We start from the raw sequence: 22683 nt of genomic DNA, 5'->3' as shown, positions 1-22683 counted from the left end.
GATCAGACCATGCTTGGCTGGTGCCTGTGAACCCCCGTTCGTTCCAGAGCGATACCGAGCCGGTGCCGGCTCCCCTGCCCGAGCAGCTGCTCCGGGTCTTCCACGACCAGACGCGCGCGCCCGTCCCGCTCGGGACCGCCGAGCGCCCCCTCGAGCTCGACGGTCCCGTGCGCAAGCACTACGACCTCGACCCGGCCGGCCACTTCGCGATGGTCGAGAGCCCGGACGGTCTCGGTGACGACCCCGATGGCCTCGTCGCCCGGGTGCGCGACTTCTTCGCCGAACGCGGCCAGAAGGTCGAGTGGAAGACGTACGACTACGACGAGCCGAGCGACCTCGGCGCGCGCCTCGAGGCGGCGGGCTTCGTCCGCGAGGACGACGAGGCGCTGGTCCTCGGTGAGGCCGCCCCGCTCGCGGCGCAGGACCTCGCGCTGCCCGAGGGCGTCGTCGTGCGTGCCGCCGACGGCTTCGAGGACTTCGCGCGGATGCGCACGATGTCCGAGACGGTGTGGGGCGACGACCACGCCTGGGTGACCGAGTCCCTCTACCCCGAGTGGGTCGCCCGGCCCGAGTCGATGGACGTCGTCGTCGTCGAGGAGTCCCGTGAGGGGCCGGTCCTCTGCGCGGCCCGCGGTGAGTACGACGCGAGTGGGTTCACCGGCCTCTGGGGCGGCTCGACGCTGCCCGAGTGGCGAGGCCGCGGGCTCTACCGCGCCACGCTGCTCCACCGGGCCCGCCTCGGCCTCGACCGCGGCAAGGAGTACGTCCGCGTCGACGCCTCGCCCGACTCCGAGCCGATCCTGCGCCGCCTCGGCCTGCACCGTGTGGCGACGACGACCCCGTACGTCTTCGATCCCAGGGCCTGACGGGGCCACGGCAGTGACGCGGGCGCCACGGGGGCGGGCAGCCACGGCCGCCCGGTCCGCGTTCGCCGCCGGAGCCGCCGGGGCGCTGGCCGCGACGCTGCTCGGGGCGTGCACCACGGAGAGCGCCGAACCCACAGGTCGCGATGCCACGTCGACGACGGGGACGGTGCAGCCCGATCCCGGGATGACCTTCATCGAGGCCGCCCCGCGGTGCACCACCACGCGACCGCTCACCGGCACGGGTCGCGTCCCTCTCGACGCCGTCTTCCCCGGCGCCGAGACGAGCGCGTTCTCCGCTCCCAGAGAGGTGGTGCCGGGTCCTGACGCCGCCGACCGGGGGCGGTGTCCCGGCGAGCTGCCCTCCCGGCCGCAGTGCGACGGCCTCGTGCCGTGGACCGGTCTGCTCGCGGACGCGTTCATCCCGGCGAGCGGGGCGCTGCGTCTCGTCGAGGGCTATCTCCTGACGATGCCGAAGCAGGCCGGCAACCAGGCCCCGCCCGAGAGCTCGGCCGGCACGAAGGTCGTCACGTTCAGCCTCGTCGACCTCGAAGCGGGCGACCCGGGAGGCCTCGTCGCCTACCTCGACACCGCCTTCACGACCTGCGCGAAGGCGGCGCCGAGCCGCGTGGCCGGTCTCCGCGCCCGCATCGGGACCGTCCCCTCGGAGTACGGCGCCGGGTCGGCCGAGGTGGTCCTGCTGCGCCGCGGAGACCACCTCGTGTGGGCCACGCTCGACGGCAGCGGGTGGCATCCGGGAGAGCAGCAGAAGGCGCTCGCGGTGCTCGTCGCGCGCCTCCTCTGAGCGGGCGCTCACCGGTGGGTGGGCACCCGTGGGCACGCGGCGGCATACGTGGCAGGATTCACGGCGGATCGTGAACCCGCTCACCAGACAGCAGGAGTAGCAATGCCCATCGCCACCCCCGAGGTGTATGCCGACATGCTCGACCGCGCGAAGGCCGGCTCCTTCGCGTACCCCGCCATCAACGTCTCGAGCTCGCAGACGCTGAACGCCGCGCTCAAGGGCTTCGCCGACGCCGGCTCCGACGGCATCATCCAGGTCTCGACGGGTGGGGCCGACTACCTCTCCGGCCCGAGCATCAAGAACATGGTGAGCGGCTCGCTGGCCTTCGCCGCCTACGCGCACGAGGTGGCCAAGAACTACCCCGTCAACATCGCGTTGCACACCGACCACTGCCCCAAGGACAAGCTCGACACCTTCGTGCGTCCCCTCCTCGCGGCGAGCACCGAGCGCGTCCAGGCCGGCGGCACGCCGTGGTTCCAGTCGCACATGTGGGACGGCTCGGCCGTGCCGCTCGACGAGAACCTGTCGATCGCGCAGGAGCTCCTCGCTCTCGCCAAGGCCGCCCACGTCATCCTCGAGATCGAGGTCGGCGTCGTCGGCGGCGAGGAGGACGGCGTCGAGGGGGCCATCGACGACAAGCTCTACTCGACCCCCGAGGACGCGATCGCGACGATCAAGGCCCTCGGCTCCGGCGAGAACGGCCGCTACCTGACGGCCCTCACCTTCGGCAACGTCCACGGCGTCTACAAGCCGGGCAACGTCAAGCTGCGCCCGGAGATCCTGCTGCAGGCCCAGCACGCCGCCGCCACGGAGCTCGGCCTGTCCGACGATGCGCGCCCCTTCGACCTCGTCTTCCACGGCGGCTCGGGCTCGCTGCCCGAGGAGATCTCGGCCGCCGTCGACAACGGCGTCATCAAGATGAACGTCGACACCGACACGCAGTACGCCTTCACGCGCGACATCGCCGGCTGGATGATCGGCAACTACGCCGGCGTGCTCAAGATCGACGGCGAGGTCGGCAACAAGAAGCAGTACGACCCCCGTGCCTGGGGCAAGTCGGCCGAGGAGGCCATGGCCAAGCGCGTCGTCGAGGCGTGCGACGCGCTCCGCTCGGCGGGCACGCACCAGTGAGCGACAACCTGCTCGGCATCCCCGAGACCCGCCTGGCCGTCGACCCGGCCGCCGAGAAGCTCGACGCCGGGGTCGACCCGGTGCAGGTGGCCGCGACGTACCCCGCGAGCTCGCTCGCGTGGGCCGTTCTCGCCGAGGACGCGCTCGCCGACGGTGACCGCGACGTCGAGGCGTACGCGTACGCCCGCACCGGCTACCACCGGGCGCTCGACTCGCTGCGCAAGTCCGGCTGGCGAGGGCAGGGTCCGGTGCCGTGGTCGCACGAGCCCAACCGCGGCTTCCTGCGTGCGCTCGCGGCTCTCGCCCGGGCGGCCCGCGCCATCGGTGAGAGCGACGAGGAGGCGCGCTGCACGCAGTTCCTGCGCGACAGCTCGGCCGAGGGCGCTCGCGAGCTCGGTCTCTGAGGCCGTCGCGCACCACTTGATGACGCTGTTCTGCTCCGACGTCGACGGCACGCTGCTCGACCACCGACGCACGCTGTCCTCCCGCACCGTGGCCGCCATCCGGGCGGTGCGGGAGGCCGGCCACGCGTTCGTGCTCTGCAGCTCCCGCATGCCCGCGTCCCTCGAGGGTCTCGAGCGGCTCTGCGGCGTCGAGCCCACCCCGCTCATCGCGTACAACGGCGGGCTCGTGCTGCGTGCCGACCGCTCGGTCGTCACCGACGTCGCCATCACGCCCGACGACGCGAGGGCCGCGTATGCCGTGTGCGAGCGGCTCGAGCTCCACGGGAGCTTCTTCGCCGGGGACGACTGGTACGCCTGGGGCCCCGACGAGTGGACCGAGCGCGAGGCGACGATCACCGCCGTCGACCCGAGCCCGGACTCGGCGCACGACTACGTCTCGAGCGGTCGCGTCGACGTGCAGCCGCCGCACAAGGTCATGGCGATGGGCGACCCGGGCCTCGTCGACGAGCTCGAGGCGGCGCTCAGCGGCCGGACGGGCCTCGTGACGTACCGGTCCAAGGCCACCTACCTCGAGATCGCCAACGCCGCGTGCTCCAAGGGGGACGGGCTGCGCGCCCTCGCCGACGAGCTCGGCGTCGACGTCTCCGACACGGTCTTCTTCGGCGACAACCACAACGACGTCTCGGCCTTCGCCGTGGCGGGCACCGCGGTCGCGGTCGCCAACGCCGTCGACCCGGCCCTCGATGCCGCATCCGTCGTCACCGGTCACCACCGGGAGGACGGCGTCGCCGCCTACCTCGAGGACTGGCTGGGCTCGCACTGACGACCCGGTCGGCCGGCGACCTCTGCCGACCGCCGCGGTCCGGGCTCGGTCCGGCGACCTGTCGGGCGACCGCAGCCGGATGGCCCGACGGGACCACGATCGTCGGCGATGCTTGACCCTGACACCGTGTCAGGCGATGCCCTAGGTGAACCATGTTGAGTATCGGAGACTTCGCCCGGCTGGCCGGGGTGTCGGTGCGCATGCTGCGCCACTACGACGCCCTCGGCCTGCTCCGGCCCGCCCGCGTCGACCCGCACTCGGGCTACCGGTCCTACACGACCGGCCAGCTCGACCGGGTCAACCGGCTCGTCGCGCTCAAGGACCTCGGCTTCTCGCTCGAGGACTGCGGACGCCTGCTCGGCGACGACCTGCCCGTGGAGCAGCTGCGCGGCATGCTGCGCCTGCGCCGGGCCGAGCTCGCCGAGCAGATCGAGGCCGACCGTGCGCGGTTGGAGCAGGTCGAGCGACGTCTCCGGATGATCGAGAAGGAGCGCACCATGTCACCGTCAGTCGTCCTCGACCCCTACACCGAGCAGGACCTACCGGCGCTGCGCGTCGTGCAGCGCAGCAGCCGCGTCGCCGACGGCCAGCAGGTCGGTGAGGTCGTCGGTCCGCTCTTCGGCCAGGTCGACGAGGCCGTGCGTGCCGGGCACCTGACGCCCTCCGGTCCGTCGATCGGGCACTACACGATGGATGGCGACTCGATGGTCGCCGCCGCGGCGTACCCGGTCGGACCGGAGGTCGGGGAGGCCCAGGCCTCGGCGGCCGGGCTCGAGCTCGCCGACCTGCCGGCCGAGCCCCGGGCCCTGGTCACCACGCTGCGCGGGCCGCTCAGCGCCATCGGCGAGGCGTGGCAGACCCTGTCGCGCGAGGTCGAGGCACGCGGGCTCTCGTTCGCCGGTCCGTGCCGCGAGATCTACCACGAGGCGCAGATGGACGATCCGGACCACTGGGTCATCGAGCTGCAGCAGCCCGTCGCCTGACGAGCCGGGCCGGCGCGGGGCCGACCCGTGCCGGCCCGGGCACCCGGCCACGGTCGGGTGACCTGTTGGGCGACCCGGACCAGATCGCCGGACCCACGCGTCGGACCGAACCCGTTCGCGGCGCTCGAGGACAGATCCCTGGTCCGGGGCGCATGCGGGCCGGGTGGCGTCCGGGACACCGGTCTCGAACCGATAACCTTGCGGTTGGCTTGACCACAACCGGAAGGTAGACCGATGCCGGCAATCGTGCTCGTCGGAGCGCAGTGGGGTGACGAGGGCAAGGGCAAGGCGACCGACCTGCTGGGCAGCAGCGTCGACTACGTCGTCAAGTTCAACGGCGGCAACAACGCCGGCCACACCGTCGTCATCGAGAAGGACGGCAAGCGCGAGAAGTACGCGCTGCACCTGCTGCCCTCGGGCATCCTCAGCCCCAACTGCGTGCCGGTCATCGGCAACGGCGTCGTCATCGACCTCGGCGTCCTCTTCGAGGAGCTCGACGGTCTCGAGGCGCGCGGCGTCGACACGAGCAAGCTGCTCGTCAGCGCCAACGCGCACGTCATCCCGAGCTACAACCGCACCATCGACAAGGTGACGGAGCGCTTCCTCGGCAAGCGCCGCATCGGCACGACCGGCCGCGGCATCGGTCCCACCTACGCCGACAAGATGAACCGCGTCGGCATCCGCATCCAGGACCTCTACGACGAGGGCATCCTGCGCCAGAAGGTCGAGGCCGCCCTCGAGCTGAAGAACCAGGTGCTCGCGAAGATCTACAACACCCGCGCCTCCGCCGTCGACGACGTCGTCGTGGAGCTGCTGTCGTATGCCGCCCGGCTCGCTCCGATGGTCGCCGACACGAGCCTCGTGCTGACCCAGGCGCTCGACCGCGGCGACACGGTGCTCTTCGAGGCGGGGCAGGCGACCCTGCTCGACGTCGACCACGGCACCTACCCCTACGTCACGTCGAGCAACGCCGTGTCGGCCGGCGCCTGCACCGGATCCGGCGTGCCGCCGACGCGCATCGACTCGGTCATCGCGATCCTCAAGGCCTACACGACCCGCGTCGGCGAGGGCCCCTTCCCGACCGAGCTGCACGACGACAGCGGCGAGTTCCTCCGCAAGACGGGTGCCGAGTACGGCACGACGACCGGTCGCCCGCGCCGCTGCGGCTGGATGGACACCGTGGTGGGCCGATACGCGACCCGCATCAACGGCGTCACGGACTTCGTCATCACCAAGCTCGACGTCCTCACCGGCCTCGAGAAGGTCCCCGTCTGCGTGGCCTACGACGTCGGCGGCGTGCGCCACGACGAGATGCCGGTCAACCAGACCGACTTCCACCACGCGACGCCGATCTACGAGGAGCTCGACGGCTGGTGGGAGGACATCACCGGCTGCCGCTCCTTCGAGGACCTGCCGGCCAACGCCCAGGCCTACGTGCTGCGCGTCGAGGAGCTCATCGGCGCCCGGGTCTCGGCCATCGGTGTCGGCCCGGGCCGAGACGAGATCATCGAGCGCTTCCCGCTCAAGCCGGCCGTCGCGCACTGACGCCATCACGCGTGGCACGCACACGGCATACGAAAGCCTCCGTAACTGAAGGAAACCCATGACTGAAGAGGTCACCCCCCTCGACTGGGTCACGCGTCTTGCCGACGACGTGATCGCCGAGGCGCAGGAGCGCAACCCCGGCGAGACGATCGTCTGCGCGTCGGGCATCAGCCCGTCCGGGCCGATCCACCTCGGCAACTTCCGCGAGCTCATCACGCCGCACCTCGTCGCCGACGAGGTCAAGCGGCGCGGGATCGACTGCGAGCACATCCTCAGCTGGGACGACTTCGACCGCTTCCGCCGCGTGCCGAAGAACCTTGCGGGAGTGGACGACTCGTGGGAGCAGTACATCGGCATGCCGCTGACCTCGGTGCCGCCGCCCGCCGGTTCGGCGCACGCGAGCTGGGCCGACCACTTCAAGGCGCCGCTCCTCGAGGCCATGGTCGCCACGGGCATCGAGGTGCGCCAGATCAGCCAGACCGAGCAGTACCGGGCCGGGGTCTACCGCGACCAGGTGCTGCTCGCGATGCGTGAGCGCTTCGCCATCGACAAGGTGCTCGACCAGTACCGCACGCTCGAGGCCGTCGAGGCGGCGCGCCAGAAGTCGAGTGGCAAGGGGAAGGGCGGTGGTGGCGGCAAGGCGGCGAAGCTCACCGAGGAGCAGGCTGCCGCGGCGACCGAGGCCGAGCGTGGCTCCGGCGCGGCGTCCGAGGACGACGGCAGCGAGGGCAAGGGCGGCTACTACCCCTTCAAGCCCTTCTGCAGCTCGTGCGGCACCGACTTCACGACCGTCACGGCCTACGACGACGACAGCCACGAGCTGACCTACGACTGCACGAAGTGCGGGCACACCGAGACCGTCGACCTCGACACCTTCACGAACGGCAAGCTCGTGTGGAAGGTCGACTGGCCGATGCGCTGGGGGCACGAGCACGTGCTCTTCGAGCCGTCGGGTGTCGACCACCAGAGCCCGGGCAGCAGCTTCGTCGTCGGCAAGGACCTCGCGCCGATCTTCGGCTGGGAGCGCCCGGTCGGGCCGATGTACGCCTTCGTCGGCATCGCCGGGATGGCCAAGATGAGCTCGAGCAAGGGCGGCGTACCGATCCCGACCGATGCGCTCGAGGTCATGGAGGCGCCGGTGCTGCGTTGGCTCTACGCCCGTCGCCGGCCCAACCAGAGCTTCGACGTCGCCTTCGGTCCGGAGCTGCAGCGCCTCTACGACGAGTGGGATGCGTTGGGTCGCAAGGTCGCCGACGGTTCGGCCCAGGCCGGTGACCTTGCCGCGCACCTGCGCGCGACCTCGACGGCTGCCGGTCCGTTGCCGTCGACGCCGCGTCCGTTGCCCTTCCGGACCATCGCGTCGGTCATCGACGTGACGCAGGGTGACGAGGAGCAGGCCGTCCGCATCCTCAGCGAGCTCGAGCCCGACAACCCGGTCGGCTCGACCGACGATTTACGGCCCCGGCTCGACTGCGCCGAGCGCTGGATGCTCGGCTACGTGCCTGCAGAGGACCGCACCGTCGTGCGCACCGAGCCGGATGCCGACCTGCTCGGCAGCCTCGACGAGCAGCAGCAGGAGTCGCTGCGCCTGCTCGCCGAGGGTCTCGACGAGCACTGGTCCCTCGATGGTCTGACGCACCTCGTCTACGGCGTCCCGAAGATCCAGCGCGGCATCGACCCGGAGGAAAAGGTCAAGGACCCCGAGCTGTCGGCGGCCCAGCGCGCCTTCTTCGTCCTCGTCTACCGGCTGCTCGTCGGCAAGGACACGGGGCCCCGCCTGCCCACGCTGCTCCTCGCCGTCGGTGCCGACCGGGTCCGCAGCCTGGTCGGCCACTGACCTCCCGCCCACTCCGGACGAGGAGGCCCCGACCACGTCTGTGGTCGGGGCCTTCGCGCGTCTGCCGCCGGCACGACCCTCGCGGGTCGTGTGTGGCGGTTCTGGTCAGTTGACCCCTCCGGACCAGGCGGCCGCGGTGGCGAGGGCTGTTCCCAGACTTCTCCCAGGAAGCGGGTGAGACGCCCGGGCATGGGAGCGGGCGAGGGGCGAGATGCAGGGGGGTTGCATCTCGTCCCTCGCCCGGTGCGTCGTCCACATGGGGGGCGGGACTTCGCGAACGTCAAGGGCCTCAGGGGGGAGGAGGCGGCGGGGAGGGTAGGTTCGCGCGCCTTGACGTTGAAGCAATCATCCTCCCGGGTGGGGGCACAGTCGACGGTTCGCGGAATCCTTGAACAAGTCTTTACCTAAAGGTAAATCGGTCGGGACGAGGCTTCCTGCGGCTGGGCGACGCTGTCGGTCCGCATTGGGCGACTCGGCGGCATGCAGACGGCGAAGTCTGCGCCGAACGGCCCCGAGGTCGGGACGAACCGATCACACGTCGGTTCGTCCCGAAGGCGGAATGCGAGGACCGCGACGCCCCGCACCGGTCAGGCCAGGATCGTCATCCGGTGTGCCGCACGGGTCAGGGCGACGTAGAGCACCCGTATCCCGCCGGGCGACTCACGAGTGATCTCGTCGGGGTCGACGACGACGGTGGCGTCGTACTCGAGGCCCTTCGTCGACATCGGGTCGATGACCTGGACGCGTCCCTCGCCGAGACGGGACACCGGCTCGAGAAGTGTGGCGTGCAGGGCCGGGGTGATGACCGCGATGGCCCCCTCGACCTCTGCGAGCAGCGACTCGACGGCGGCGCGGACCGAGGCCAGGGCGTCCGGACCGAGGGCACCCTCCACCGGGTGGATCCCCGTCTCGCGGACGGCCTGCGGGATGTCCGCGTCAGGCACCTCGCGGCGCACGACCTCCGCGGCGTAGTCGAAGATCTCGCGCGCGTTGCGGTAGTTGGTGTCCATGTGGAACTGCTGGCGCGCCTGTGACCCGAAGGCCTCCTCGCGCGCGGCAGCCGCCTCGACGGCGTCGGGCCACGAGGCCTGGGCGGCGTCACCGACGACGGTCCACGACGCATACCGCCCGCGACGGCCGATCATCCGCCACTGCATGGGCGAGAGGTCCTGGGCCTCGTCGACGAGGACGTGGGCGTACTCGTCGGGCTTGCCGATGCGGCCGGCGAGGAGCTTGTCGCGCGGGTCGGTGAGCACCCGCGGCGCGCCGGCGTCGCGCGCTGCGCTGACGACGGGCTGCACCTCGGTGACGCCGTACTGGCTGAGGTCGTCGAGCTCCTCGATCTCGTAGAAGCCGCGCTCCTCCTTGGGGGCCTCCTGCACCGGGCCGACGCGGGCGGCGATGTCGTCGACGAGCGCGACGTCGGCCACCGACCACGTGCCGGTCTCGAGCGCGAGCCGGAACGAGGCGGCCAGCGGCTCGATCTCGTCGTCGCGGAGGGTGCCGCGAGCGTGCCGGCGCACGAGCTCGGGATCGCCGAGCCACAGCAGCACCTCGCGGGGGTCGACCTGCGGCCACCAGACCTGCATGAACGCCTCGACGTCGAGGTGGTCCTCCCACTTGTCGAGGAACTCCTCCTTGGCCTCCCGGTCGCCCGTGATGCCGAGGGAGGCCCAGGCGGCCTCGCCGAGGGCGTCCTGGGCCGCGGACGTGCCGGTGTTGCGCTGGTGCTGGCGAAGGACCTGCGAGCGGACACGGTCGAGCTCGCGCACCTCGAGGCGAACCGGGCGGCCCGCGACCATGGCCCGGAACTCGGTCGGCGTGCCCGGCACGCGGCCACGGGCGGCGGCGCCGAGCAGGGTGCGGATGCGCGTCGAGCCCTTGGTGCGCGCGACGGCCGGCGGGTCGAACCGCTCGGTGTGCACGACGTCGAGGACGTCGCCGAGGGCGCGCAGGATGACGCTGTCCTCGCCGAGCGAGGGGAGGACACGCTCGATGTATGCGGTGTAGGCGCCCGAGGGGCCGACGACGAGGATGCCGCCGGACTCGAAGCGGCGCCGGTCGGAGTAGAGCAGGTAGGCCGCACGGTGCAGCGCGACGACCGTCTTGCCGGTGCCGGGGCCGCCCGTGATCTCCGTGATGCCCCGGGCGCTGGCGCGGATCGCCTCGTCCTGGTGGGCCTGGATCGTCGCGACGATGTCGCGCATCCGCTCGCCGCGGCTGCGGGTCAGAGCAGCCATGAGCGCGCCATCTCCGACGATGACGAGGTCGTCGGGGGCCTCGGGCACCATGAGGTCGTCCTCGATGCCGATGACGACGGTGCCGCGGCTGCGCAGGACACGGCGGCGCAGGACGCCCATCGGCTGCGTCGGCGTCGCGCGGTAGAACGCGGAGGCGGCCGGCGCGCGCCAGTCGATGACGAGCGGCTCGTAGTCGTCGTCGCGGACACCGAGGCGACCGATGTAGCGGATCTCGCGGTCTCCGCCCGAGCTGCCGTCGGCCGGGCGGTGGCCGTTGCCGTTGGACTCGACGGCCGCAGCACGGAGCATCGCGTGGTCGATGTCGAGGCGTCCGAAGACGAGGCCTTCGTACTGCGTGTCGAGGGCGGTGCGTCGCTTGGCGGCGTGGAACATCAGCGCGTCGCGCTCGAAGAGGGCCGCACCCTCGGCGTCACCGACCTCGACCTGACGTCCGAAGTGGCTGCGCGCGAGGCCCTCGGCCTGGACGCTGTCGGCGCGCACCCCGGCCTTCTCCAGCTCCTCGTGGACGCGGTCGACGTGGGCCTGCTCGACGGCGATCTCGCGCGCGAGCTCGTCGGGGATGCTCTTGGTCGACACCGGCGTGGCGCCCCGCGATCCGGGCGCGTTGGTCCGCTGGGACGATGCGTTCGAAGTGCTCACTGACATCCAAGGACTCTGAGGGACGCGCCGGGTGGCGCGGGAACCATCAAGTCTACTGTCAGTTCATGCCCATCGAGGTCTGTGTCCCGCCCACCGGCGCGCCGCTCGTCGGCCGCTCCGTCCGCCTCGACGTGACGACCCCCGACGACGCCCCCGGACTGTTCGCCGTCTACTCCGACCCGCGGTGCTACGAGCAGGGCTTCGTGATGATGCGACCGCACACGTCGGTGGCCGAGACCGAGGCTCTCGTGGCGGCCGCCGTCGCAGCGCGCGGTGCCCACGGGACGGGCCGGACGGCATACACGATCAGGCTCGTCGCCGACGGCGACCTCGGCCCGGCGGGCACCGTCGTCGGGTCGAGCTCGCTCGGCGACGTCGACACCGAGCGGGAGCACGTGCACCTGGGCTGGACGATGTACGGGTCGCGCTGGTGGGGCACGCAGGTCAACCCGGAGGCGAAGTTCCTCCTCCTCGCGCACGCGTTCGAGACGTGCGGCTTCGGGCGGGTCAAGATCCAGACCGACGTCGTCAACGCCCGCTCGCGGGCCGCGATCGTCAAGCTCGGCGCGACCTTCGAGGGGATCACGCGCCGCGACGTGAGGCGGGCCGACGGGTCATGGCGCGACACCGCCGTCCACTCGATCCTCGTCGACGAGTGGCCGCGGGTGCGGGCGGGACTGCTCGAGCGCCTCGGCTGACCGCGTCCCGTCAGCGGTACGCGTCGGCGGCAGCCTGGACGCGCGTGAGGTAGGCGTCCCACCAGTCGGCATCGACCCCGGGCATGTTGTCGCGGTCGGCGAAGCGTCCGACCGCCCCGTCGAGCTGCTCACGCAGGATGTCGGCGTGCCCGCGTGCCGCGCGGTCTCGGCGACGAGGTGACCGAGCACGAAGCGGACGTCGACGTGGGCCCTCTCCTCGGGCCAGTGCGGGACGCGACCCATGGTGTCGAGACCGAGGGCGATGGTGCCCTCGCCGTGCCGCCAGGCCGCGCGGTAGAGGTCGACGACCTCCCCACGTGACTCGTCGGCGCGGGCGTAGAGGTCGTCGTTTACCTCGGCGTCCTCCGACCAGGCGGGCAGCGGTCGCTCCGCGGGCCGGCCGAACGTCTCGCCGAGGTAGCCGAACTCGACGTACGCGAGGTGCCTGACGAGTCCCAGGAGGTTGGTCCCCGTCGAGGTGAGGGGTCGGCGGATGTCGTGGTCGGACAGGCCGTCGAGCTTCCACAGCACCGCCTCGCGATGCGACTGGAGCGTCTGCACCAGCCACGCATCGTGGTCCGGCGCCGGGTGGGTGTCGGGCATCGAGACAGCGTGGCAGGGCCGGGAGGGTGAGCCAATAGGGTGGGCGCCGTGAAGGTTCTCGTCCTCGGCTCCGGCGCCCGTGAACACGCTCTCGTCAAGGCCGTCGCGGCCGACCCCGAGGTCGACGCGGTCATCGCCGCGCCGGGCAACCCGGGCATCGACGCGACGGCGCTGTGCGTCCCCGTCGACATCCTCGACGGCGCAGCCGTGGCCCAGCTGGCCCGAGAGCACGACGTCGACCTCGTCGTCGTGGGGCCCGAGGCCCCGCTCGTCGCCGGTGTCGCAGACGTATGCCGTGCCGCCGGGTTCGCCGTCTTCGGCCCCTCTGCCGAGGCGGCCCGTCTCGAGGGCAGCAAGTCCTTCGCCAAGGAGGTCATGGCCGCGGCCGACGTGCCGACCGCCCTGGCCCACGTCTGCACGACGATGGACGAGGTCGAGGCGGCCCTCGACGCGCTCGGCGCCCCGCACGTCGTCAAGGACGACGGTCTCGCCGCCGGCAAGGGCGTCGTCGTCACCGACTCACGTGACGTGGCCGTCGCGCACGCGCGAGCCTGCCTCGCCAAGCCCGACGGTCGGCTCGTCGTCGAGGAGTTCCTCGACGGGCCCGAGGTGTCGGTCTTCTGCATCAGCGACGGCGAGACGGTCGTGGCGCTCGCTCCGGCCCAGGACTTCAAGCGCGTCGGCGACGACGACGCCGGGCCCAACACCGGTGGCATGGGCGCCTACTCGCCCCTCGACTGGGCGCCCGACGGTCTCGCCGACGACATCGTGCGACGCGTGGCCCAGCCGACCATCGACGAGATGCGCCGCCGTGGCACGCCCTTCGTCGGGGTGCTCTACGTCGGTCTGGCCCTGACGTCGCGGGGGCCGCGGGTCATCGAGTTCAACGCGCGCTTCGGCGACCCCGACGGGCAGGCCTCGCTCGCCCGCCTCGAGACGCCCTTCGCGCAGCTGCTCCTCGCCGCGGCCACGGGCGGGCTCGGCGAGTTCGGCCGGCTGCGCTGGTCGTCGGACCACGCGGTCGTCGTCGTCATCGCCTCCTCGGACTACCCCGCCTCGCCCCGCACCGGAGATCCCATCAGCGGGCTCGACGCCGCGGCGGAGGTGCCCGGCACCGTCGTCCTGCACGCCGGAACGGCGCTCGACGGTTCGGGTGCTCTCGTCTCGGCCGGCGGGCGCGTGCTCGACGTCGTCGCGGTGGCGCCGTCCCTGGCGAAGGCGCGCCAGGCGGCATACGACGCCGTCGCGGTCATCGAGCTCGAGGGGTCGCACCACCGCTCCGACATAGCACTCCGCGCCGAGCGCGGCGAGATCACGGTCGGCTGACGCGAACCGTTCCCGCCGGGCCGGACTCTCCTTGGTATGAGCACCACGACCGCGAGCCGGGGAGATCCCAGGTCCGATGACTCCATGGGGGCGGACGACCGCGTGCTGTGGTCGCGGCTGGCAGGGGCCGACGATGCGGCGCTGACCGAGCTGTACCGACGGCACTGCGACGCCGTGTACAACTTCGCGTTCCGGCGCACGGCGTCCTGGGCGGCCGCGGAGGACGTGGTGCAGGCGACCTTCACCGCGGTCTGGCGACGAGCTCGCGCCGGGAGCGTGGACGCGCTGCGGGCCGAGACGGCGCGGGCCGTGCTGCTCGTCATGGCGGGGCAGGAGTGCGCCAACGTCGCGCGTACTGCGCGGCGGCAGCGGCTGCTGCACGGGCGCATCGAGGCCGACTCCGGTGGTGCCCTCTCGCCCGACCACGCCGCACCGACGGCAGCGCGGGTCGACGACGAGCGGCGGATGAGCGAGGTGCACCGAGCCCTGAGGCTCATCCCGCGGGTCCAGCGCGAGGCGATCGAGCTGGTCGTCTGGTCGCACTGTTCCATCGCCGAGGCGGCCGGCGCGCTCGGTGTCTCGGAGGGGACCGTGAAGTCCCGTCTCCACCGGGCTCGTCGGAGCCTGTCCACCGTGATCGAGATCGATGCCGTCAAGGAGGCACTGTCGTGAATCTGCCCGTTCCCCCCGAGCGCACCCTGCCCGATCAGCTGGGCAGGTGGCAGGCTGTGCGCGTGACCGACCTACCGATCGACCTGCCTGGCTACGAGCACATCTACTCCGGCAAGGTGCGTGACCTCTACGCGCCGGTCGGTGAAGACGGCCAGGTGGTCGAGGACCAGCTGCTCCTCGTCGCCTCGAACCGGCTCTCGGCCTACGACTGGATGATGTCGCCCGAGATCCCCGACAAGGGTGCCGTGCTGACCCGGCTGTCGCTGTGGTGGTTCGACCAGCTCGCCGACCTCGTGCCCAACCACGTCATCTCGACAGACGTCCCCGACGCCGTCGCAGGCCGCGCGGTGCTCGTGCGCCGGCTCGACATGCTCAAGGTCGAGGCCATCGCGCGGGCCTACCTGACGGGTGGAGGTCTCGAGGAGTACCGCGAGAAGGGATCCGTCTCCGGCGTCGTGCTGCCTGAGGGCCTGGTCGACGGCTCGCGGCTGCCCGAGCCGGTCTTCACTCCCACGACCAAGGCGCCCGTGGGGGAGCACGACCTGCCGATGTCGCCCGACGAGGTCGAGGCCGAGCTCGGTGCCGAAATCGCAGCCGAGGTGTCGCGCCTGACGCGCGCGATCCTGGCCCGGGGCAACGAGATCGCCGCCGAGCGCGGCGTCCTCATCGCCGACACGAAGGTCGAGTTCGGCCTGTCGTCCGACGGCACGGGCGGACTCGTGCTCGCCGACGAGGTGCTGACCCCGGACTCGTCGCGCTTCTGGCCGGCGCAGCTGTGGGAGCCGGGGCGCCCGCAACCGTCCTATGACAAGCAGTTCGTCCGCGACTGGCTGACCTCGCCCGAGTCGGGCTGGGACCGCAAGGCGGGCGGGCCCCCACCCGAGCTGCCCCAGCACGTCGTCGCCCAGACCAGGGCGAAGTACGTCGAGGCCTACGAGCGGCTCACGGGAGAGACCTTCTGACCGGCGAGGCCGGCACCGGCGCCCCGGAGGGACGACTCCGTGCCGCTACGTCGTCCGATCTCGACCGCCTGCTCTCGCTGTGGGCGATCGTGTACGACGCGGGCGAGGGCGATCGCGGCCAGGGTGCCGCCTGGCGGCGCCACGCGCAGGACTGGTTCGTACGCGCCGTCGACGACGGCACGGTCGCTCGCTTCCCGGTGGTCGAGGTGGACGGCGTCATCGTCGCGACGGCGATCGGCACGCTCGAGGTCGGCGTTCCCAACCCGCACTGCGCGCGCGGTCGCACGGTGCGGCTCGCCAACGTCATCACCCTGCCGGAGCATCGCGGACACCGGTTCGGCACCCTCCTCGTCGGCGACGTGGTCGAGTGGGCCCGATCGATCGACGCCGACCGCGTGGATCTCAGCGCGACTCCCGCCGGGCGGCGGCTCTACGAACGGCTCGGCTTCGTCCTGACGAGCGCGCCGAGGATGAAGCTCGTGCTCTGACGGCGTCAGCCCGTGAGCTCGACCTCGAGGTCGGTGCGCCGGTAGAGCTCGAGCCGGATGACCTCGGCCCGTCCGTCGGGCGCCGGGCCGCGTGCTCGAGGCCGTGCAGCTGCGGGTGGCCGCATCGGGAGCAGCGGGGGAGCGGTCGATCCATAGCGGTGCCCGGTCGGTGTCGTGGTGCGCACCGTGTGCGTGCGGGCGTCGGTCGGGCCGAGTCCGTCGTGCACGACCTCCGAGCACCAGCCCGGTTCCTCCTTGACGAGGTTGCAGCGCACGCAGAGGCCCTGGCCGTTGGCCGCGCTCGTCGGACCGCCGTCGGCGTGCGGCTCGACGTGGTCGGCGTGCGCGATCGGTGCATCGCACCAAGGTGTGCGGCACGTGCCGTCGCGCGTGACGACGAAGCGGCGGAGCGCTGGCGGAAAGAGCCGACGGGTACTGTCCATCGCCACGAGGGTCCCGGTGGACGGGTGGGTGAAAAGTCGACGCACCCAGACCTTCGCGGTGTGCTCGTTCCGGGATTCTCGCGGTTCCGAGCCGTCGGCCTCCTCGGTGCGCGACTGCCCCGCACGTAGCGCGATCGTGGCACGGTGAGCACGGTCGTCCGCCTCCGTCTCGGAACGCCGGGTGAGGAGCTCGCGGACCCAGGCGGCCGGGACCGAGCCGTAGCCGGGCACGTGAGCCGGTATCTCGTCTCCCGCCATCAGGGCCCGGTCGGTGATGACGACCTGCACCTCGACCGGGACGTCGTCGGCCACGGACCGTCCGGTGACGAGCTCGACGAGCGTGTCGGCCATCAGCTGGCCCTTCCCCCGCTCATCGCCTGCTGCCTTGCCGGACAGGGCGGCCCGCGTCAGGGCGGCATGCACCGCGACGGCCTGGGCGACGGGGAGCACGGCAGTGACCAGAGCCATGGCGTCGGGGACCGGTCGGATCGATACACGCCGTTCGTTCTCAGCGATGCGGCACCGCTCGACCGCTGCGACCGCGTCGAGCCGGTCGGCGCACGCGCGGAGGCGACGCTCGAGCTCGCGGTCGCCCCAGGAACCGACGCCTCCCGGGGCCGTTGGGTCGGTGAGGTCGAGATGGGCCCCGACGACCTCGCTGTCGACCTGCGCCCTGAGCTCTGGGTCGAGGTGGCTCGTGCAGCGCACGACGATCTCGGCGCGACGTTCGTTGAGGACGCCGGCGCCCAGCGCCTCCAGGGTGTGGTGCAGGTGCTGCACGAGGGCGACCGACGCGTTCGCGAGCCGAGCACCCCGGAATGGTGACTCCCGTCGTGCGAGGCCGACCTGCGCCGACACCCCGGTGCGAGACAGCGTCATCCGGCGATCGGACCGCGACGGAGCACGGCGACGGCCCTGCGTCTCGGACGGCGACGGTCCGAGCTCCAGGGCGCGCGCCCGGTCCCGTGCCGCCACCCAGCCGTCGAAGTCGCCGGCGTCGGAGCGCGCCTGCGCCTCTGCCCGCAGACGCGTGGCGACCTGCGCCTGTGACTCGACGAAACGGGCCGTCAGTCGTGCTTGGGCGGCGGCACACGCCGCCTTGACCCGTTCGAGCGCGTCGATGGCAGAGATGAGGTCGGCGTCGGCGAGGTCGCCGTGGTCGATGCCGGACGCCTCTCGGATCAGGGCCGATGTGGCGGGCGACGCGTCGACGAAGACGCCGAGCGGGTCGGCTCTCCTCACGTCTGCATCGATCGCCTGTTCGAACATGTGTTCCATCCTAGATGGAGATCGTGCGACCGACAATACTTGTCCACAGCCAATTGACCTGTCCGCCAACGCTTCTCCCGGGTCGGTCGCCCTGTCAGCCCCGGCTGCGAGGATGGGCTCATGTCGTTGCTTCCTGTGGCCGTCCCGGCCGGAGCCGTCAGTGGTCAGTCCCAGCCGGTCATCGATGCAGGCACGGGCCTGAGCCTCCGACCGTTCGTCGAGGCCGACGCCGGCGCGCTCGTCCGGGCGTATGTCGACCCAGCCATCGAGCGGTGGCACCGTCGCACCTTGACGGGTGAAGAGGCGCTCGAGTGGGTCCGGGGGCGGGCGTGGCACCGCTGGCAGGCCGAGACCGGAGCCGAGTGGGCCGTCGTCGAAGCAGGCGTCCTCGTCGGAAGGGTCGGTCTCCCGGTCCTGCACCTCGACGAAGGAGTAGCCGAGGTCGGCTACTGGGTGCTGCCCGAGGGCCGTGGTCGCGGCGTGGCCGGACGTGCGCTCACCGCCATGACCGACTGGCTCTTCGAGCTCGGGCTCCACCGCGTCGAACTCATGCACTCGGTGCTCAACGGGCCGTCGTGTCGGGTGGCCGTCAAGAACGGCTTCGACCTCGAGGGCACCCGCCGGTCAGCCCTGCTCCACCCCGACGGATGGCACGACATGCACCTCCACGCCCGGCTCGCTCCGGACTGAACACCGGGCAGAGATGCGCGGAGTCTGTGAGGCGTCGTCGGGCACTCGGCCACCCTGCCAGCCGGGAGGGCGGCTGTCGTATGCGTTTCGGGCACCCGGCGAGCGTCGGCACCTTCCCGGGCGCGGCGGCATACGCATGCTGTCGCCCTGTGCCGCCGTGGGACGCTGGGCCCATGACCGAGCCCGTCGCCGACGCCCCTGCCGAGCGCTATCTCCTTCGCCAGAAGCTGACGATGATGGTCAACCGCTACGAGATCGTCCGCCAGGATGAGCTCGGCAAGGAGCTCGGCCTGCTGTGCTTCGCCGAGCAGAAGCGGATGGCCGCGAAGGAGCAGGTGACCTTCTACACCGACTCGGCCAAGACTCATCCGCTCTTCGGGTTCAAGGCGCGCAAGCGGATCGATCTGAGCTCCGGCTACGACGTCACCGACAACCGCGGCCAGCGGATCGGCTGGTTCAAGAAGCAGTTCAAGGCCTCGCTGGTCAACTCGACCTGGAGGCTCGGACTCCCCGACGGACGGGAGTTCGTCGGCACGGAGCGCAACGCCAAGGTCGCCCTCGTGCGCCGCCTCTGGGACATCGTCCCCGTCGTCGGTGACCTCCCCGTGCCGTTCCTCTTTCACTTCGACTTCGCCGCCGAGGACGGGTCGGTCGCGCTCACCTCGACGAAGAAGGCCGGCGTCAAGGACGTCTACCACGTGACCCTCCCGGCGCTCGCCGACGGCAAGCCCATCGACTGGCGCGTCGGCATGGCGATGGCCGTCGCGCTCGACGCCCTGCAGTCGCGCTGAGACGCTGTCCGAGGGCCCGCACGGCGCCCGATAGACTCGGGCCGTCCCTCGGGACGCCTCCATCCCCATCCAGCCCAGGGAGAAGCACCACTGATGGGAAGCATCGTCGTCGACGTCATGCTCAAGCCCGAGATCCTCGACCCCCAGGGGCAGGCCGTCGGCGGCGCACTGCCGCGGCTCGGGTTCACCGGTTTCACCGACGTCCGCCAGGGCAAGCGCTTCGTGCTCACCGTCGACGGTGACGTCACGAACGAGCACCTCGCAGCAGCCCGTGAGGCCGCCGAGACCCTGCTGTCCAACCCGGTCATCGAGGACGTCGTGTCGGTGCACGTGCTCGACGAGAGCGGGGCGGAGGGGAGCGCGGCGCACGAGCCCGACGCTCCCGCAGCGGACGAGGCCGACGCTCCAGCAGCGGACGCCGACGGCGAGCCCGACGAGGCGGAGGACGGCGAGCAGTGAGGATCGGCGTCGTCACGTTCCCCGGCTCGCTCGACGACCGTGACGCAGCGCGCGCCGTCCGCGAGTGCGGTGGCGAGGCCGTCCCGCTCTGGCACGGCGACGCAGACCTCAAGGGCGTCGACGCGGTCATCCTGCCCGGTGGCTTCTCCTACGGCGACTACCTCCGGTGCGGCGCCATCGCACGCTTCGCGCCGGTCATGGACGCCCTCGTGCCCGCGGCCCGGGGCGGTCTGCCTGTCCTCGGCATCTGCAACGGGTTCCAGGTGCTCACCGAGAGCCACCTGCTCCCCGGGGCGCTGATCCGCAACGACCACCGCAAGTTCAACTGCGTCGACCAGCGGCTCGTCGTCGAGAACGCCTCCACCGCATGGACGTCCGACTTCGAGGCCGGCCAGGAGATCACGATCGTCCTCAAGAACGGCGAGGGCGGCTTCGTCGCGGACGAGAAGACGCTGGACACGCTCGAGGGCGAGGGCCGGGTCGTCTTCCGCTACGTCCCCGACGCCCAGGGCCGCAACCCCAACGGCTCCTACCGCCACATCGCCGGCATCACGAACGAGCGCGGCAACGTCGTCGGGCTCATGCCGCACCCGGAGCACGCAGTCGAGGAGGGCTACGGCCCGAGCCTCGACGGCCGCGGCTTCTTCACCTCGATCATCAAGCAGACCCTCGAGAGCGCAGCCACCGCATGAGCGACACCCAGACCGCGCCCCTCCTCGACACCGTCGAGCACGCCGCGGCCACGCCCGACGTCGAACAGCCGTGGGCCGAGCTCGGCCTCAAGGTCGGCGAGTACGCCAACATCCGCGAGATCATCGGGCGCCGTCCGACCATCGCCGAGCTCGCCATGTACTCCGTCATGTGGAGCGAGCACTGCTCCTACAAGTCGAGCAAGATCCACTTCTCCCTCTGGGGCGAGAACACCACCGACGAGATGCGCGAGAAGCTCCTCGTCGGCATCGGCGAGAACGCCGGCGTCGTCGACATCGGTGACGGCTGGGCCGTGACCTTCAAGGTCGAGTCGCACAACCACCCGTCCTACGTCGAGCCCTACCAGGGCGCCGCGACGGGCGTCGGCGGCATCATCCGCGACATCATGTCGATGGGCGCCCGACCGATCGCCGTCATGGACCCGCTCCGCTTCGGCAACCTGCACCACCCCGACACCCAGCGCGTCCTGCCGGGCGTCGTCGCGGGCGTCGGCGGCTACGGCAACTGCATCGGCCTGCCCAACATCGGCGGAGAGGTCGTCTTCGACGACTGCTACCAGGGCAACCCGCTCGTCAACGCGCTCTGCGTCGGCGCCATGCGCATCGAGGACATCCACCTCGCGAAGGCGTCCGGTCCCGGCAACAAGGTCATCCTCTTCGGCGCCAAGACCGGCGGCGACGGCATCGGCGGCGTCTCGGTGCTCGCGTCCGAGACGTTCGACGAGGGCGGCCCGACCAAGCGCCCCGCCGTCCAGGTCGGCGACCCCTTCGCCGAGAAGGTGCTCATCGAGTGCTGCCTCGATCTCTACGCGGCCGGCGTCGTGGACGGCATCCAGGACCTCGGCGGTGCCGGGCTCTCCTGTGCCACCAGCGAGCTCGCCTCCAACGGTGACGGCGGCATGCAGGTCGAGCTCTCGCTCGTCCCGCTGCGCGACGCGAGCCTGCAGCCGCAGGAGATCCTCATGTCGGAGTCGCAGGAGCGCATGATGGCGGTCGTCGAGCCGAAGCACCTGGACGAGTTCATGGCCATCACCGACAAGTGGGACGTCGAGGCAACCGTCATCGGCGAGGTCACCGACGGCGACCACCTCGTCATCACCTGGCACGGCGAGGTCATCGTCGACGTGCCGCCGCGCTCGGTCGCCCACGAGGGCCCGACCTACAACCGCCCGCTGGCCCGGCCGGCATACCTCGACGGACTCAACGCTGCGGGCACGGCCGAGCTGGCCAAGCCGCAGACGGGCGAGGAGATCCGGGCGCAGCTGCTGACGCTGCTCGGGTCGCCCAACCTCTGCGACAAGTCGTGGATCACCGACCAGTACGACCGGTACGTGCTCGGCAACACGGCCCTCGCGCAGCCCGACGACTCGGGCGTCGTGCGCGTCGACGAGGAGACGGGCCGCGGCGTCGCCGTGTCGACCGACTGCAACGGCCGCTTCGCCAAGCTCGACCCGTATGCGGGTGCGCAGCTCGCGCTCGCCGAGGCCTACCGCAACGTCGCCACCGCCGGTGCCGCCCCGCTCGCCGTCACCGACTGCCTCAACTTCGGCTCGCCGGAGGACCCGGGCGTCATGTGGCAGTTCCGTGAGGCCATCCGCGGCATCGCCGAGGGGTGCCGCTTCCTCGGCATCCCCGTCACGGGCGGCAACGTGTCGTTCTACAACCAGACCGGTGACGTCGCGATCCACCCGACGCCCGTCATCGGCGTGCTCGGGGTCATGGACGACGTCTCCAAGCGCTCCGGATCGGGTTTCCGCAGCGACGACGCGCACGTGTACCTCCTCGGCACGACGCGGGACGAGCTCGACGGGTCCGAGTGGGCGCACGTCGTCCACAAGCACCTCGGTGGCCTCCCGCCGAAGGTCGACCTCGCGGCCGAGCAGGCCCTGGGCCGGGTCCTCGTCGAGGCGGCCCGCACCGGCGTCGTCGAGGCCGCGCACGACCTCTCCGAGGGTGGCCTCGCCATCGCGCTGGCCGAGGCATGCATGCGCCACGGCGTCGGCGTCACCGTCGACGGACTCGATGCCATCGGTGCCGACGCCGAGGGCAACCCCCTCGATGCCTTCACGGCGCTCTTCTCCGAGTCGAGCGCCCGGGCGCTCGTCGCCGTGCCCGCCGGTCACGCCGCCGAGTTCGAGGCGATGCTCGGCGACGTGCCGCACGCGCGCATCGGCGTGACGGGGGGTCGCGACCTCGACGTCATCGGACACTTCTCCGTCTCGGTCGCCGAGCTCAAGTCGGCGCACGAGTTCACGCTCCCGGCGGTCTTCGGCGCCTGAGA

The 22683-nt window shown here is 71.6% G+C and carries 21 protein-coding genes; 18 read left to right on the top strand and 3 right to left on the bottom strand.

The window, feature by feature from the left end:
- The first annotated feature begins 20 nt into the window (after window positions 1–20).
- The 8 genes from NR112_RS13850 to lysS all read left to right on the top strand — a co-directional run bounded on the left by NR112_RS13850 (window position 21) and on the right by lysS (window position 8391).
- The gene (locus tag NR112_RS13850; protein WP_256794888.1) at window positions 21–866 is read left to right on the top strand and encodes a GNAT family N-acetyltransferase; all 846 of its coding nucleotides are present in this window, start codon (window positions 21–23) and stop codon (window positions 864–866) included.
- Between the two features lie 13 nt (window positions 867–879).
- Complete coding sequence (locus NR112_RS13845; RefSeq protein WP_256794887.1) at window positions 880–1668, top strand: hypothetical protein; 789 nt, start codon at window positions 880–882, stop codon at window positions 1666–1668.
- Window positions 1669–1770: 102 nt separating this feature from the next.
- Window positions 1771–2799, top strand: coding sequence for a class II fructose-bisphosphate aldolase (fbaA, locus tag NR112_RS13840; protein ID WP_256794886.1), 1029 nt, complete (start codon window positions 1771–1773; stop codon window positions 2797–2799).
- Window positions 2796–3203, top strand: coding sequence for a DUF3151 domain-containing protein (locus NR112_RS13835; protein ID WP_256794885.1), 408 nt, complete (start codon window positions 2796–2798; stop codon window positions 3201–3203). The genes fbaA and NR112_RS13835 overlap by 4 nt, the downstream gene beginning before the upstream one ends.
- Before the next feature lie 19 nt (window positions 3204–3222).
- A complete protein-coding gene (locus NR112_RS13830) occupies window positions 3223–4026 on the top strand; it encodes a Cof-type HAD-IIB family hydrolase (protein WP_256794884.1) in 804 nt (267 codons plus the stop codon).
- A gap of 152 nt (window positions 4027–4178) precedes the next feature.
- On the top strand, window positions 4179–5009 hold the full coding sequence (locus tag NR112_RS13825; RefSeq protein ID WP_256794883.1) for a MerR family transcriptional regulator: 831 nt from the start codon (window positions 4179–4181) through the stop codon (window positions 5007–5009).
- A gap of 234 nt (window positions 5010–5243) precedes the next feature.
- Window positions 5244–6554: an adenylosuccinate synthase gene (locus NR112_RS13820; RefSeq protein ID WP_256794882.1), complete on the top strand. Its 1311-nt coding sequence runs from the start codon at window positions 5244–5246 to the stop codon at window positions 6552–6554.
- A gap of 58 nt (window positions 6555–6612) precedes the next feature.
- Window positions 6613–8391, top strand: coding sequence for a lysine--tRNA ligase (lysS, locus tag NR112_RS13815; protein WP_256794881.1), 1779 nt, complete (start codon window positions 6613–6615; stop codon window positions 8389–8391).
- 587 nt (window positions 8392–8978) lie between these two features.
- On the opposite strand, the gene NR112_RS13810 is transcribed toward lysS, so the two are convergent.
- Window positions 8979–11297, bottom strand: a complete 2319-nt coding sequence (locus NR112_RS13810) for an ATP-binding domain-containing protein (RefSeq protein WP_256794880.1) — start codon at window positions 11295–11297, stop codon at window positions 8979–8981.
- Between the two features lie 59 nt (window positions 11298–11356).
- Here NR112_RS13810 and NR112_RS13805 point away from each other — a divergent pair, with 59 nt between their 5' ends.
- The gene (locus NR112_RS13805) at window positions 11357–11989 is read left to right on the top strand and encodes a GNAT family N-acetyltransferase (protein ID WP_256794879.1); all 633 of its coding nucleotides are present in this window, start codon (window positions 11357–11359) and stop codon (window positions 11987–11989) included.
- On the opposite strand, the gene NR112_RS13800 is transcribed toward NR112_RS13805, so the two are convergent.
- Window positions 11906–12592: a DinB family protein gene (locus NR112_RS13800; protein WP_256794878.1), complete on the bottom strand. Its 687-nt coding sequence runs from the start codon at window positions 12590–12592 to the stop codon at window positions 11906–11908. The two genes, NR112_RS13805 and NR112_RS13800, sit on opposite strands and share 84 nt — an antisense overlap.
- 48 nt (window positions 12593–12640) lie before the next feature.
- Here NR112_RS13800 and purD point away from each other — a divergent pair, with 48 nt between their 5' ends.
- The 4 genes from purD to NR112_RS13780 all read left to right on the top strand — a co-directional run bounded on the left by purD (window position 12641) and on the right by NR112_RS13780 (window position 16040).
- Complete coding sequence (purD, locus tag NR112_RS13795) at window positions 12641–13918, top strand: phosphoribosylamine--glycine ligase (protein ID WP_256794877.1); 1278 nt, start codon at window positions 12641–12643, stop codon at window positions 13916–13918.
- A 36-nt stretch (window positions 13919–13954) separates the two neighbouring features.
- Window positions 13955–14590, top strand: coding sequence for an RNA polymerase sigma factor (locus NR112_RS13790; RefSeq protein WP_256794876.1), 636 nt, complete (start codon window positions 13955–13957; stop codon window positions 14588–14590).
- A 56-nt stretch (window positions 14591–14646) separates the two neighbouring features.
- Entirely contained in the window at window positions 14647–15552 is a 906-nt protein-coding gene (locus NR112_RS13785) for a phosphoribosylaminoimidazolesuccinocarboxamide synthase (RefSeq protein ID WP_256795071.1), read from the top strand.
- A gap of 89 nt (window positions 15553–15641) precedes the next feature.
- A complete protein-coding gene (locus NR112_RS13780; RefSeq protein WP_256794875.1) occupies window positions 15642–16040 on the top strand; it encodes a GNAT family N-acetyltransferase in 399 nt (132 codons plus the stop codon).
- A gap of 5 nt (window positions 16041–16045) precedes the next feature.
- On the opposite strand, the gene NR112_RS13775 is transcribed toward NR112_RS13780, so the two are convergent.
- The gene (locus NR112_RS13775; protein ID WP_256794874.1) at window positions 16046–17752 is read right to left on the bottom strand and encodes an HNH endonuclease; all 1707 of its coding nucleotides are present in this window, start codon (window positions 17750–17752) and stop codon (window positions 16046–16048) included.
- 120 nt (window positions 17753–17872) lie between these two features.
- Between NR112_RS13775 and NR112_RS13770 the strand changes: the two genes are divergently transcribed.
- From NR112_RS13770 to purL, 5 genes are all read left to right on the top strand, one after another.
- Window positions 17873–18442, top strand: coding sequence for a GNAT family N-acetyltransferase (locus NR112_RS13770; protein ID WP_256794873.1), 570 nt, complete (start codon window positions 17873–17875; stop codon window positions 18440–18442).
- A gap of 173 nt (window positions 18443–18615) precedes the next feature.
- Window positions 18616–19233, top strand: a complete 618-nt coding sequence (locus NR112_RS13765; RefSeq protein ID WP_256794872.1) for a hypothetical protein — start codon at window positions 18616–18618, stop codon at window positions 19231–19233.
- Window positions 19234–19326: 93 nt separating this feature from the next.
- A complete protein-coding gene (gene purS, locus NR112_RS13760; protein WP_374512408.1) occupies window positions 19327–19692 on the top strand; it encodes a phosphoribosylformylglycinamidine synthase subunit PurS in 366 nt (121 codons plus the stop codon).
- Entirely contained in the window at window positions 19689–20384 is a 696-nt protein-coding gene (purQ, locus tag NR112_RS13755; RefSeq protein ID WP_256794871.1) for a phosphoribosylformylglycinamidine synthase subunit PurQ, read from the top strand. Before purS ends, purQ begins: the two co-directional genes overlap by 4 nt.
- Window positions 20381–22681 (top strand): phosphoribosylformylglycinamidine synthase subunit PurL, encoded by a 2301-nt coding sequence (purL, locus tag NR112_RS13750; protein ID WP_256794870.1) that lies wholly within the window; start codon window positions 20381–20383, stop codon window positions 22679–22681. The genes purQ and purL overlap by 4 nt, the downstream gene beginning before the upstream one ends.
- Window positions 22682–22683 lie beyond the last annotated feature (2 nt).

It is taken from the genome of Terrabacter sp. Ter38, from assembly GCF_024519435.1.
Lineage (GTDB): Bacteria > Actinomycetota > Actinomycetes > Actinomycetales > Dermatophilaceae > Terrabacter.
The sequence above is the reverse complement of the archived record's forward strand: the minus strand, read 5'-3'. Positions and strand labels throughout refer to the sequence as shown.

What these genes read in the sequence shown, in the direction of transcription:
- fbaA (WP_256794886.1), top strand. Translation starts at nt 1,771, where the DNA reads ATGCCCATCGCCACCCCCGAGGTGTATGCCGACATGCTCGACCGCGCG.
- NR112_RS13830 (WP_256794884.1), top strand. Translation starts at nt 3,223, where the DNA reads ATGACGCTGTTCTGCTCCGACGTCGACGGCACGCTGCTCGACCACCGA.
- NR112_RS13825 (WP_256794883.1), top strand. Translation starts at nt 4,179, where the DNA reads ATGTTGAGTATCGGAGACTTCGCCCGGCTGGCCGGGGTGTCGGTGCGC.
- NR112_RS13820 (WP_256794882.1), top strand. Translation starts at nt 5,244, where the DNA reads ATGCCGGCAATCGTGCTCGTCGGAGCGCAGTGGGGTGACGAGGGCAAG.
- lysS (WP_256794881.1), top strand. Translation starts at nt 6,613, where the DNA reads ATGACTGAAGAGGTCACCCCCCTCGACTGGGTCACGCGTCTTGCCGAC.
- NR112_RS13810 (WP_256794880.1), bottom strand. Translation starts at nt 11,297, where the DNA reads ATGTCAGTGAGCACTTCGAACGCATCGTCCCAGCGGACCAACGCGCCC.
- NR112_RS13805 (WP_256794879.1), top strand. Translation starts at nt 11,357, where the DNA reads ATGCCCATCGAGGTCTGTGTCCCGCCCACCGGCGCGCCGCTCGTCGGC.
- NR112_RS13800 (WP_256794878.1), bottom strand. Translation starts at nt 12,592, where the DNA reads ATGCCCGACACCCACCCGGCGCCGGACCACGATGCGTGGCTGGTGCAG.
- NR112_RS13790 (WP_256794876.1), top strand. Translation starts at nt 13,955, where the DNA reads ATGAGCACCACGACCGCGAGCCGGGGAGATCCCAGGTCCGATGACTCC.
- NR112_RS13775 (WP_256794874.1), bottom strand. Translation starts at nt 17,752, where the DNA reads ATGTTCGAACAGGCGATCGATGCAGACGTGAGGAGAGCCGACCCGCTC.
- NR112_RS13770 (WP_256794873.1), top strand. Translation starts at nt 17,873, where the DNA reads ATGTCGTTGCTTCCTGTGGCCGTCCCGGCCGGAGCCGTCAGTGGTCAG.
- NR112_RS13765 (WP_256794872.1), top strand. Translation starts at nt 18,616, where the DNA reads ATGACCGAGCCCGTCGCCGACGCCCCTGCCGAGCGCTATCTCCTTCGC.
- purS (WP_374512408.1), top strand. Translation starts at nt 19,327, where the DNA reads ATGGGAAGCATCGTCGTCGACGTCATGCTCAAGCCCGAGATCCTCGAC.
- purL (WP_256794870.1), top strand. Translation starts at nt 20,381, where the DNA reads ATGAGCGACACCCAGACCGCGCCCCTCCTCGACACCGTCGAGCACGCC.